The following is a 13,154-nucleotide window of genomic DNA, read 5'->3' as shown; positions in this document are numbered from 1 at the left end:
AATAGTTTAATTTTCTGAAAAGAAAGGAGCAATACAATCTAAAAATCGTTGTGGTGCTCTGCATGGACGGTAAGTAGATTTACTCATAAAAGCGAGTTTTGTCCAACCTTTGTGAAGTAATTCACCTTCTTCATTCGTAATCTCATATTCAAATTTGAGTTTCACGGTAGGTTTTTCCACTAAGTTGGTAGTGATGGTTAGAAGGTCATCATACTTTGCCGGTTTGATGTACTTGGAGTAATTTTCCAATACAGGTAGCATTACACCGTCTGCTTCCATTTCTTTATAACTCATCCCTAAACTTCTTAATGCTTCTGTTCTTCCTATTTCAAAGAATTTGGCATAATGACCATAATAAACAAAGCCCATTTGGTCAGTATCAGCATAATTGATGCGTATTTGTGTTTGACGAGTTAACATTTGAAATTCACTTTTACTATTAATTGTGCAAATATAAGCATCTGATTCATCAAAATCGGTAATTTTGATCTCCATTTTTCGGATTAAAGCAGGAAGCAGTTCAAAATTCACTTCACTTTAATTGGTTTGTTTTCAAGTGGATTTTATTGTTGAATCGATTAAATTAATGATAAAAAAATCACTTCAATGTACTAGACAGTGAAGTGATTTTAATATGGTCAGATTCCTCAACTATTGATTTTAATGCTTATTGAGCAAAGAAATCTTTCATTCTAGAGAAGAAACTCTTACGTTTTTCTTGTTTATGCTCCTTAGTAGGACTGAAGTTTTTGTGATCTCTCAGTTTTTTCAAAATATCTTTCTCTTCTGAAGAAAGTTTGATTGGAGTGAAAACAGAGATATGGATCAATTGATCACCAACGCCATAACCGTTGATATCACGAATACCTTTTCCTCTTAAGCGAAGCACTTTACCACTTTGAGTACCGGCATCAATTGGCACTTTTACAGAGCCAGTCAATGTAGGGATTTCAACAGTAGTACCTAAAGCGGCATCCATAAAGCTTAGGTGTAATTCAAAGTGAATATTTTCACCGTCTCTATGAAGTTGCTCATCTTCGATAGCTTCAATTACAATAAGAAGATCACCAGGAACACCACCACCTTTTGGCATGTTACCTTTACCTCTCATTGAAAGTTGCATACCGTCATCCACTCCTGGAGGGATATTGATCGCCACTTCTTCTTCAGTGTAAACACGTCCTTCACCGTGGCAATGCTCACATTTTGTCTTGATGATTTTACCTTCACCATTACAAGTAGGACAAGTAGTTTGAGACACCATCTGTCCCAACATAGTGTTGACCACCTTTTGAACTTGTCCAGAGCCATGACATTGATGACATGTGTCTAAGTCAGTGCCATTTTTCGCACCAGTACCATTACAGTGCTCACACGAAGTATAGCGTTTGATTCTAACTTTCTTCTCAACCCCTTTGGCCATTTCCTGAAGGTTAAGCTTTAGTTTGATTCTTAAGTTAGAACCTTTTCTCTGACGACGGCCTCCGCCACCGCCACCTCCGAAGAAGTCGCCGAATGGGCTTCCACCACCACCGAAGATATCGCCGAAGTGAGAGAATATGTCATCCATATTCATACCTCCGCCACCGCCGAAGCCACCAGAACCGTCAAATGCCTGATGTCCGAAACGATCATATTGAGCACGTTTCTGGTCGTCGCTCAATATTTCATAAGCTTCTGCAGCCTCTTTGAATTTCTCTTCCGCCGCTGCGTCACCCGGGTTTTTATCCGGGTGATATTTGATAGCTACTTTTCTGTATGCCTTCTTTATCTCACTACTCGAAGCGTCTTTACTGACACCAAGAACTTCGTAATAATCTGCCTTTGCCATAAATAGGATTTATAAAATTACTGACCGACTACTACCTTCGCGTAGCGGATTACTTTATCGTTCAACGTGTAGCCTTTTTCTACAACGTCAACAATCTTGTCTTTAAACTCTTCAGTAGGAGCAGGGATTTGAGTGATTGCATCGTGGAAATCAGTGTTTAACTCTTTTCCAGTAGCATCCTCCATTTGTTTTAAACCTTGTCCTTCTAAAGTTTTAAGCATTTTATCTTTAATCATCACAACGCCGTCAAGCACAGGCTTCACTTCTTCGTTTTCAGATTTTGTATTTGCAATTGCTCTTTCTAAATCATCGATAGTAGGGATGATTGCTGAAAGTACTTTCTCACTAGCAGTTTTTGTAAGGTCAACTTTCTCTTTCGCAGTACGTTTACGGAAGTTGTCAAATTCAGAGTATAAGCGAAGGTATTTATTCTTCATTTCTGCTAACTCTTGTGCTAGTTTGTCAGTTTCAGAAACTTCTTCTTGCGTTTCTTCAGTTTGTTCTTCAGTAGTTTCAGAACTAGTTTCTTCTACTTGTTCCTCTTTGTTTTCGATATTTTCTTTTTCTTTATTTTCTGCCATTTCGGTACTTTTTTCTAGTCTAAAATTACATCACGTAGCTTTTCAACAATATTGCCAAGGCGGTTATTCAAGTCAAACTGTCCTGAAATACTATGACAAGAGTGCTAAATTGTTGACATTCTGTCTTTTTTTCTGTCAGGAAAAGAATATCAAATCATACAAAAACCTTGTACAATGCGCAATTATACAAGGTTTTCAAAAGTGATAATATTTTTAATGGAATTTATTAAGCAATTAATAAATATATTTTTCTCATTAATGAATGCTTAACCTTTGAAATTCAATTCATTCAAGGCTAACCAAGTCATAAGTCCAACACCAATTTCAAGAGCATCTTCGTCGATGTCAAAAGTTGGAGTGTGAACTGAAGAAACAATTCCTTTTTCTTCATTTCTTGTTCCTAAACGGTAGAAGCAAGAATCCATTTCTTGAGAGTAGTAAGAAAAATCTTCTGCTGCTAACCAGATGTCCAAATCAACTACGTTTTCTTCTCCTAAGAATTCAATTGCAGCCGCTTTGTTTCTTCTTGTCAACTCCGGTTCGTTTACTAGGAAAGGATAACCTTTTTGAATGTCCATGTCCACAGTAGCACCCATACCTTCAGCAATTCCCTTTGCAATGCTAGTGATACGCTCATGAGCTTCCATTCTCCACTCTTCGTTCATCGTACGGAATGTACCTTTCACTTTTACCTCATTAGGAATCACGTTAGTAGCACCAAATGCTCTTACATCACCAAATGATAAAACTGAAGGGATTTTTGGAGCAGCATACCTACTTACAATTTGCTGTAGAGCTACAATAATATGTGATGTGATCACAATAGGGTCAATATTTTTTTCAGGCATTGCACCATGTCCACCTTTACCTTTTACAGTAAAATAGATCTCATCAGCACTGGCCATATACATACCTTCTCTGAAACCTACTTTGCCACAGTCAATAAATGGCATCACATGCTGTCCGATCATTTTAGAAGGAGTTGGATTTTTAAGCGCTCCATCTTTGATCATTAAAGAAGCACCTCCAGGTAATTTTTCTTCTCCAGGTTGGAAAATCAGTTTCACAGTTCCTTCAAACTCATTTTTGATAGATTGTAAAATCTGAGCCGTACCTAAAAGTGAGGTCGTATGAACATCATGACCACATGCATGCATCACGCCTTCATTTTTAGATTTGTAAGGGACATCATTTTCTTCAATAATAGGAAGAGCATCCATATCAGCTCTTAATGAAATCACTTTAGAGTCAGGGTTATTGCCTTTAATCAAACCAACCACACCTGTTTCCGCTACACCTTCCTGTACTTCCACACCATAACTTCTTAGCTTTTCAGCTACATATTTTGCTGTTTCAAATTCCTGATACGATAATTCAGGGTTTGCATGAAGATGTCTTCTATTGGCAACAATCTCATCAAGGTTCTCTTTTACAGAACTTTTGATTTTTTCAATTAAACTCATCCTATATTTTATTTTAATATTTGAATCTCACAACTTATAATACCTATCTGCCGGCGTTTTTCATCGCGTTTTTAGCAGGAATAATTGAAGCAAAGACTGTGATAGTAGTGACAGTTAGACAGATGATAAGGAAATCAATCCATCGGGTTTCTACAGGGTAAGCATCTAAAATGCCGTTGTTGGCTCCTGTGCTTATCCATTTAAATTTCTCTTGAGAGAAACAGAAAATATACCCTGATAATAAGCCGAAAATAGCACCTGATAATGCTACTAATCCGCCTTCAAATAAGAAGATCTTGCCAATCATTTTATTGGTGGCTCCCATTGACTTCAGAATACTCATATCATGACTTTTCTCAATAGAAAGCATCGCTAAAGCAAAGAAGACATTGAAAGAAGCAATTCCTAAAATCAGGGCAAAAGTGCCATACGTAAAGAACTTCTCAATTTTCAAGGCCCTAAGTACTTGAGCTTGCTGTTCAGGTCTGGTTTTAATAATAAAATCATCCCCCAATATTTTCTGAAGCTTACTCTTGACGCTTTGAGCAGTATGATCGTCTGTTGTTTTAATCTCTAATCCAGTTCTTAGGTTACCGTATTTCAAAAGGGAATTTGCAAACTGTAAAGAAACAATCACAGTAGCCTGATCAAACTGAGGTTCTGCTACAAACACTCCACCGGCCTGTATTATTTTTTTATTAAACGCTTTTCCTGGGTCTAAAGATGCCTTTCCTTTTCGTTTTGGATACCAGAACTGAAGCGGATACATGCTGTCTCTTAATCGAAGACCCAATTCCTGATATACTCCAGAACCTACCAGAACATATCTTGTGTCATTACTAAAAAGCTTGTTTGTTCCTAATACAACAGTAGTATCTATTTGTGTTTGAAGGGCGAAGTTTTCACTTACACCTTTCATTGTTACTACTTTTTGTTTGTTATTGTAAAGAATTAAAACTTTATCTTCAATTACTTCTGTAATTGCTTTCACTCCCTCCACATTTTCAATTTCATTACGAAGTGACCATGTATACGGAAATGACTTTCCTTCAGCAGGAATGATTTTCAACTCAGGGTTATGCCTGTTGAACATGCCCGTCAACGTTTGTTCCATTCCATTAAATAATGAAAGTACAATTACAAGTGCAGCAGTACCAAAACCCACACCAATCATCGCAATATTAGATAACGTTTGTATGAAGTTTTGTTTAATAAATCGTTCTGCTAATCCTTTATATGTTTTACGGATTCTTTTCGGTGAGAATGTGAAAAGTACTCCGATGGCCTTTCCCAAGAATATAATTAACCCAAAAGACATTTGAACCACTAGTACAATGAGCATGAGTGGTATGCTTTTGATATTTCTTTGAGATAGGAAATATCTTTTTGCTACAAAGAAAGGTAGTCCTGATTTCGACATTTACTTTTTTATTAACTTAGCCACAAAGTTAAGCGTAGAGTTTAATTCTTAACAACATTGTAGTAATAACTTCACGTGAAATTTGAAAAGTTTGTACTTATTGAAGATAATAAATAGGTTTTCAAATTAAATTATTTGAAACAAGTTAGTTAAAGCTTGATAAAATAGTGGTTTAGGAATCAGTTTTTGGAGTATAGTCACAGAATATCTTAACTTTGAGGATATAAATAGGTACAGAGTAAAGAATAGTAGTATAAATAATATTGCTTTCGATACATTATAAACTAAATAGCAATCAAACTAATCTTGGATAAAGTATTACCTTATTTAGGAAATAGAAAGATGAAATTTTACTTTCTTTTGCTACTTTTTTATGCTTGCACTAATACACTTTATGCTCAAAATGTGAAATCATTTTGGAAGCTATTGGATAAGGGTGAGTATATTAAAATTGAGAAAAAGATACAAAAGGAAAGAAGTACGGACTCCCGGAATGCAGTATTGCAATCTTATTTAGGGCTTTATTTCTTTCATGTTCCAAAGGTTGCCAACTTAGATTCAGCGTATTATTATTTCCAAAGTGCTGATACAATATGGAGTAATGCGTCTGAAGATGAGCTTAATTCCTGGGCTAAAAACTATGTAACTGAAGACTCTATCAAAAATTGGATTAAAGAGGTAGAGAAAACTGGTTTTGATCACTCTATGACAGAGATGACAGAACAAGGCTTTGTGTCCTATATCCAAAGATTTCCTCATTCATTTCATATTCCTAGGGCTATTGAACTAAGAGACAGTTTGGGATATGAGAATGCTAAAAAAGAGCATAGCTACAATGCTTATGAAGTTTTTGTTAGATCTTATCCTGAAGCAAAGCAAGCGAAAGAAGCACAGCATCAATATGAACTATTGGTTTATCATTCTAAAACAAAGGATGCTGATGAGAAAGTGTTAGCTCAATTTTTAATAGAACATCCAGAAAATAAATACAGAGATAAGGTAGAGGGACAGCTTTATGCTATTCGGATTGAAAACAGATCTAAAAGCGACTATGAGCAGTTTATAAGAGATTATCCTAACAGTGTTTATGCTGATTCTGCTATTTCACATTTATGGTATTTTTCTAATTCAAAAGACAGTGTTTTAGAGCAATATCCTTCTTGGTCTGAAAAAGAGTACTATCAATCCCTCTTAAGTGAAACAGAAAGAATATTTCCAGTTGTTAAAGATGGTAAAGTAACATTCATAAAAGTTGATGGAGATATTTATCTGGAAGAAAGTTTCATAGCAGCATCTTCGGATTATAATTGCCACGGTACTGAAAACGCTTATTTGGAAGTAGCAAAACCGTCTGGAATTGGATGGATTGACAGAAAAGGGAAAGAAGTTGTTGCTTGTCAATATGATGAGATTCTTCCTTTAGAAGAAGGGTTGGTAAGTGTAAGGAAGAATGGAAAATATGGTATTTATGCTTTGAATGAAGGAGAGTGGATGCCTGTAGTGTATGATCAAGTATTAAGAGTAAGCAACAGATTGTTTGGGGTGAGAAGAAAGGCAAGATGGGGTGTGATTTCATTAGAAGGTGAAATCAAACTTCCTGTAGAAGCTGGACAGTTGATTCATATCTCAGACAATATGGTGTTAGTAATGAAGAAAGGAAGGTGGGCTAGTTATAGAGAGTCAGATATTTTTGAAAATAACATTTCAACAGCAGACTCAACTTTTAGGTTTGAAGGGTATAAACTGTTGAAGGATCAGTGGTACGCCTTATCTCAAGAAGGAAAATGGTCGATCTATTCGCCAAATGGAAAACAGTGGAGCAAAGGAGAAGCTTTTGATGAAATAAGAGATACCTCCAACGAAGAGGGATGGCTTGTAAGGAAAGACACGCTTTGGCAATTGGTCAATTACGATATGGAAGTCAAAATTGATTCTATGGTCCAGCCAGTACTTGTTAAGGATAAAGGTGTGATATCAAAATGGAATAGCCAGTGGGTTGCTCATCAATGGGATGGTACCAAGATCAGTGAACATGATGCAGATACGCTCTCGTTTATGAATCATGAATTGGACCTTTTGATTGAAAAGGATAAAAAACACTCTATTCAATTTCAATCAGGAAAAATATTGTCATTGCATAAATATACTGACTGGAACATCACGCACATCAAAATGGATTCGTTAAATCCTGCTTATCTGTCAGTTAAAAGTAAAAGCAATAAAAGATATGCTTTGCTGAATGAAGATGGCTCACAGATAATGACGCCACAGTTCAGTAAACTCAACGTCTATGAGGAAGGAGTGGTGACCGCAAAGTATGGTTCCTTAGAGTACTTTTATTCAGTAAAGGGAAAAAAGATTTTTAATGAGGGATATTCGTCCATAAAATATGATAACGGAGTATTTCATTTAAAATCTAAAGGAAAATATGGTTTATTTGTGCCTGATTCCACTTTTAAGATTCCACCAATGTTTGATGAACCTTTGAGCAGAACACATCTAAAAAAAGATGGAGAACTATTGTGGATGGGTAAAAAAGGAGGGAAGTATGGTTTACTCAGTTTATCGAATGCCAAAACCGCAAGACTTTACTATGAAAAAATGAAGCCCATCAATAATGGACTAGCATTTGTATGGGAAGATGAAAAATGGAAATTACTTAACGTTGTGGACAATACTATTAACTTAGAATGTGATAGTTATGAATTGTTTGCATTAAGCAATGACCAGTTTTGGATTCGCTACGTAAAGAAAAATAAGTTCGGAGCTTACACTTCCAGTTTTGGAGATGTAATATTCCCCGAATTTGAGTCCATAGAAAATATGGGAAATACTGAAAGTCCTTTGTTAATTGGTAAACAATACATACATCAGGCGAAATTAAACATACTACTTTACATGGATTTACAAGGTAAAGTTGTATATCAAACAATATTAAACGAAAATCAATACAGGAAAATAAAATGTGAGTAATTATCTACGATTAACGTTTCAGATCTAAAAAGAGGTTAAAGAACTGTTAAAACTCTCTTAATGAGCTCTCTTAAATAGATTTGTTGAATTTTATCATTGTTTTGAGTTCTCTAAATTTTCTAAAATAGCATTGCAGTTACAGAGGATAAATATTAAAAAGATACGAGAATTTCAACTTATGCGATTGGCGTTCAAGTAAATACTAATTAAAAACAACAATCTTTCTAGTTGCATCAAGCATCAAGTACGATATAATACACAATTATGAAAAAGAAATTATTACTTCTACTTTTGTCGATTGGAGTGGGTATGACAGTAGGAGTAGCTCCAGCCCTAGCAAGTGGAGGGAGTCATCCAGAAGCAGCAGCGTGGTCAGTTATTCCATTTGCAACATTATTAACGATGATTGCAACAGGGCCACTTTTTTACGAGAAATTTTGGCATCACAACTATCCAAAAGTTGCAGTAGGTTTAGCATCAGCAGTAGTACTATATTATATTTTTGGATTACACAATACTCATGCTCCAATTCACGCATTTTTTGAGTATTTCCAATTTATTGCCTTACTATCAGGTTTGTATATTGCCTCAGGTGGTATTATGATCAAAGTAGATAGAAAAGGTACACCAATGGTGAATACTATCTTATTGATTTTCGGTGCAGTTATCTCAAATATCATTGGTACAACAGGAGCTTCAATGTTGTTAATCAGACCATTTATGCGTCTAAACCAACAAAGATTGCAACCTTACCATATTGTATTCTTCATCTTTATTGTAAGTAACGTAGGTGGTGCTTTGACACCAATCGGTGACCCTCCATTATTCTTAGGGTTCTTGAAAGGTGTGCCTTTTGAGTGGACATTAGTACACAGTTTACCAATGTGGGCTTTTGCAATCACTATTTTAGGCTTAATCTTCTACTTCTTTGATAAACGTTTTATTAATAAAACAAACTTATTATATGATGGAGAGGAAGAAAAAGAGTATTCAAATAAAATCAGTGTTACTGGTTCTAAAAACTTTGCATGGTTAGCCGTTTTAGTAGGTGCAGTATTCTTAGACCCTTCAAAAATTGCATGGTTACCAGGTATTCTTCAGACCCATGAAGGTTTCTCGATCGGATTTTTATCAGATTTAGAGCATCATGAAGGAGCTACACTATTCTCTTTCATCAGAGAGATCATCATGTTGACAGTAGGTTTCTTATCTTTCAAACTAGCAGATCAAGAGGCAATCAAAGGAAATGAGTTCAATTTTGAGCCAATCCGTGAGGTGGCATTTATCTTTATTGGTATCTTCGGTACAATGATGCCAGCTTTAGAATTGGTAGCCAATTTCGCTAAATCTCCAGAAGGAGCAGCGTTGATTACTCACAATTCATTGTATTGGGCAACAGGTGCTTTATCGGGTATCTTAGATAACGCTCCAACTTACTTGAACTTCTTTACTGCAGCGATGGCCTCTAAAGGTGCTGATATTGGTGTAGTGAAAGATGTAATCGACTTTACAAATGGTATTGTACAAGGATCACCAAATGCTGAAGCAATTTTAGAGTTAACAGCTATTTCAGTGGCAGCTGTATTCTTCGGCGCAATGACTTATATTGGTAACGGACCTAACTTTATGGTAAAATCAATTGCTGAACAATCAGGTGTAGAAATGCCTTCATTCTTCGGTTATATTGTACGTTACTCATTACCAATCTTACTAAGTGTATTAGTGATTGTTTGGTTAGTGTTCTTTGCTTTTGCAGGATAATACATCAAGACTTTACGTTCTTGAATTAAAATATAGAAGGCGTTATCATGGTATTCATGGTAACGCTTTTTTGTTTTCTTTTTCTAAGCACCATGACAAAATTATTTTTGATTAGTACTTAAATTGAAATAATGTAATGTTACCTCATTTCTATACAAGCTTGTTTAAACGAACAAATAAAAGGTTACATTTTTCTATTTCTAATTGTACAACTGCTTATATTTGGTTGCTGAATTAATATATCAAACGATCGGATTTTTTATGAGAAAGATGTATTCCCATTTTTTTGTAGGGATGTTATTGGTATTGACTTTTATAAGTTGTAGTGATGATGCAGAGAAGGAAATACCTGATGTATCAAACATTGAAATCAATCTAGAGGTCAGAAGGTTAGAACAGGAAATCTTTGCATTGGAAAGTAAGGATGAAATTGTAAAATATTTGATTGAAAATCCTGAGATAGAGCAAAAATATTTTCTTCAAGCAGGGTTGTATCCATCAAGATCTTATTTGGTGGATGCCTTATGGGATTTTAGGCAAAAAGTAGAAAACGATACTTTGAAGTTAGATGCTGATCGAATCTTTGGGAATTTTGAAAAGCAGAAGAAAGAATTTGAACAAGCTTTTAAATACATTAAGTACCATTTTCCTGATTTTGAACCGCCAAGAATTTACACTTCTGTTTCTGGTTTTGCAAACTGGGGTTTTGGTGGAGATGTATTAGATTTTGGAGATTTCATTGTAATAGGCTTGGATTATTTTGAAGGAGAAACAGCAACATACAGAGTACCTGAAGTACCAATGTATATTCTCAAGCGTTACTCTCCAGACTATTTGGTGCCATTTACATTACAAATTTTATCCAATAGGTATAATAAAGTCAATCCAACCGATAGAACCGTACTGTCACATATGATAGCCTGGGGGAAAGCTTATGAGTTTCTTGATGAAGTATTGCCTTTCGCACCAGATACAATCAAAGTGGCCTATACAGCACAGCAGTTAAAGGAGGTTAATTACAATGAAGGTTATATTTGGTCACATTTTGTAGAAAATGAGTTGCTCTACAATTCAGAGCGTATGACAGTGAAGCGATATGTTGACGATAGACCATTTACCTCAGAAATCTCTGGAGAAAGCCCAGGAAGGATAGGAAGGTGGTTAGGATGGAGAATTGTGGGCAGTTATATGAAAGCTCACCCTAATGTTACTTTGGCTGAATTAATGGAAGATAATGATGCAGGCAAGATACTGAGGAAGTCCAAATATAAACCTTTGAATAGAAAGAAATAGATTAGTTAATTCTTTGATTCTGAATTTAGTATTAAGCAAAGAAATATTAGATTACTCTAAACAATCTTAAAGGATTAGTAACTATCTATAATAATATATAGTATTGGTAAACGAGGAATATAGAAGACTTATGATCACCTTATTGAAGTGTATTTAATCCCACTTTGATAAGGTGAGATAAGTACCTTGAAATAATTTCGGTGAACGTTGAGTAGTTTCAATGTTGAAGAAGAATTATTTATATCCTCGTTTACTGAGCCTCCCATTTTGTTTTGCATTATGTGGAGGTTTTTAATTTGTAATAATATTTTATTTTCTATAAAGTAAAAAGGCAGTTCATTGCAAAATGAACTGCCTTTTAGCATCTTTTTATATTGGACTTTTAGCCTCGTTTTCTACAAATGAGGTGACTAGAGCTTAAGCTCCGGATTTATCTAAAAGTTTTTCTTTATATTTTTTTACTTGGCGGCGTAAAGACTCAGTGGCTTCATCTGTTGCGGCTTCAAAGGATACACCATGCTTTTTAGCAACTAGGATATCTCCTGGAATATGTAACTTGATTTCAACTACCTTGTTATCTCGACTGTTGTCACCATTTTTTTCTACCCTTAGGAATACTTCTCCTCCTGTAAAACGGTCATAAAAAGTTTCCAATTTATTAATTTTAATCTCAATAAAATCGATTAATTTCTGATCTGCTGTGAAATGTATTGATTGGATGTCGAGTTTCATATTCTTACAGTTTTATGTGTTATGAAAAATTTTAACTGTGAAAAGATGCTGTACATTTTCTCATTTGTACAAAACATTGTGTCAGATAACACCCTGCTAAAAGTATTAATTTTACCGTTTATCTTATAATCTATATTACGGCTTTTTTCCAACTTGGTTGTATGAATTTACAACATTTTTTCAGTATTCAAACCCTTTTTTTCTTTGCTCTAGGATGGGCTTGAGCATGTACTTTTTTCATTCTTTGGAGCGAAGAATGTGTATATATCTGAGTGGCAGAAAGATTGGCATGTCCAAGGAGTTCTTTTACATCATTTAAGGCTGCTCCTTTTTCTAAAATATTTGTTGCAAAAGAATGTCTTAAAATATGAGGACTTTTTTTCCCTGCTGTTGTATTCATCTCCAAGTAGTGCTTTACAATGCTGTAAAGTTGACTGTACTTCAAGGTGGCACCATCTTGAAGTAGGAATAGATCGGGGTTTTGATGTTCTTTTCTATTACTAAGGTAAATTTTAAGTTGTTGTACTAATACTGAGTGCAAGGGAACGATACGCTCCTTGTCTCGTTTTCCTAAAACTTTTACGGTATTCTTATAAAAGTCTAAATCATTGACTTGTATGCTTAATAACTCATTTGCTCTTAATCCGGTTCCGTAGAGGAACTCAAAAATTAATTTGTCCCTTACACCATCAAAAGAGTCGTCAAAAACGTCTCCATTGAGCATGTTATCCATTTCTTGTGGCTTTACATACTGAGGGATCCTTTTTGAGGTTTTTAATACATGTACAGTCTTGGCAGGGTCAATGTCTATGATTCCACACTGTTTTAAATACTTGTAGAAACTTTTCAGTGAAGTACTTTTCCGATTAATACTTCTGGGATTTAAATCAGCTTCCATTAGTGAAGCTATCCAAACTCTCACTTCTGCTTTTGTTGCTTTTTCGAGTGTTGCGTCTTTATCTTCTTCTTGTAAAAAAGATAAGAATTGCTCTAAGTCAATGCTGTAGGCAGTGAGTGTATGGGAACTTACTTTCTTTTCAAATTCTAAATAGGTTAAAAAAGATTGGAGTATTGTCATATAATTGTACCTGCTGTTAGTG

10 protein-coding genes are annotated in these 13,154 nt (G+C 35.1%); 3 read left to right on the top strand and 7 right to left on the bottom strand.

Features of this window, described 5'->3' with window-relative positions; translation table 11 throughout:
• Window positions 1-6 precede the first annotated feature (6 nt).
• The 5 genes from AVL50_RS21875 to AVL50_RS21855 form a co-directional block, all read right to left on the bottom strand.
• Window positions 7-495: an acyl-CoA thioesterase gene (locus tag AVL50_RS21875; RefSeq protein ID WP_371259050.1), complete on the bottom strand. Its 489-nt coding sequence runs from the start codon at window positions 493-495 to the stop codon at window positions 7-9.
• Window positions 496-667: 172 nt separating this feature from the next.
• Window positions 668-1,831, bottom strand: coding sequence for a molecular chaperone DnaJ (gene dnaJ / locus AVL50_RS21870; RefSeq protein ID WP_062618589.1), 1,164 nt, complete (start codon window positions 1,829-1,831; stop codon window positions 668-670).
• Window positions 1,832-1,848: 17 nt separating this feature from the next.
• Window positions 1,849-2,412 (bottom strand): nucleotide exchange factor GrpE, encoded by a 564-nt coding sequence (locus tag AVL50_RS21865; protein ID WP_062618588.1) that lies wholly within the window; start codon window positions 2,410-2,412, stop codon window positions 1,849-1,851.
• A gap of 266 nt (window positions 2,413-2,678) precedes the next feature.
• Window positions 2,679-3,875 (bottom strand): M20 family metallopeptidase, encoded by a 1,197-nt coding sequence (locus AVL50_RS21860; RefSeq protein WP_062618587.1) that lies wholly within the window; start codon window positions 3,873-3,875, stop codon window positions 2,679-2,681.
• Window positions 3,876-3,918: 43 nt separating this feature from the next.
• Window positions 3,919-5,217: an FtsX-like permease family protein gene (locus AVL50_RS21855; RefSeq protein WP_172826900.1), complete on the bottom strand. Its 1,299-nt coding sequence runs from the start codon at window positions 5,215-5,217 to the stop codon at window positions 3,919-3,921.
• Window positions 5,218-5,637: 420 nt separating this feature from the next.
• Here AVL50_RS21855 and AVL50_RS21850 point away from each other — a divergent pair, with 420 nt between their 5' ends.
• The 3 genes from AVL50_RS21850 (at window position 5,638) to AVL50_RS21840 (ending at window position 11,322) form a co-directional block, all read left to right on the top strand.
• On the top strand, window positions 5,638-8,268 hold the full coding sequence (locus AVL50_RS21850) for a WG repeat-containing protein (RefSeq protein ID WP_157491487.1): 2,631 nt from the start codon (window positions 5,638-5,640) through the stop codon (window positions 8,266-8,268).
• 309 nt (window positions 8,269-8,577) lie between these two features.
• Complete coding sequence (locus AVL50_RS21845) at window positions 8,578-10,029, top strand: sodium:proton antiporter (RefSeq protein ID WP_253764318.1); 1,452 nt, start codon at window positions 8,578-8,580, stop codon at window positions 10,027-10,029.
• 261 nt (window positions 10,030-10,290) lie between these two features.
• Window positions 10,291-11,322: a gliding motility lipoprotein GldB gene (locus AVL50_RS21840; RefSeq protein WP_157491486.1), complete on the top strand. Its 1,032-nt coding sequence runs from the start codon at window positions 10,291-10,293 to the stop codon at window positions 11,320-11,322.
• A gap of 417 nt (window positions 11,323-11,739) precedes the next feature.
• Here AVL50_RS21840 and hpf read toward each other — a convergent pair whose 3' ends face one another.
• On the bottom strand, window positions 11,740-12,054 hold the full coding sequence (gene hpf / locus AVL50_RS21835) for a ribosome hibernation-promoting factor, HPF/YfiA family (RefSeq protein WP_062618583.1): 315 nt from the start codon (window positions 12,052-12,054) through the stop codon (window positions 11,740-11,742).
• A gap of 187 nt (window positions 12,055-12,241) precedes the next feature.
• Window positions 12,242-13,132, bottom strand: coding sequence for a tyrosine-type recombinase/integrase (locus tag AVL50_RS21830; RefSeq protein ID WP_062618582.1), 891 nt, complete (start codon window positions 13,130-13,132; stop codon window positions 12,242-12,244).
• Between the last annotated feature and the right edge of the window lie 22 nt (window positions 13,133-13,154).

Source organism: Flammeovirga sp. SJP92, assembly GCF_001583495.1.
GTDB lineage: Bacteria > Bacteroidota > Bacteroidia > Cytophagales > Flammeovirgaceae > Flammeovirga.
This window is presented reverse-complemented; position numbering and strand designations above follow the sequence as displayed.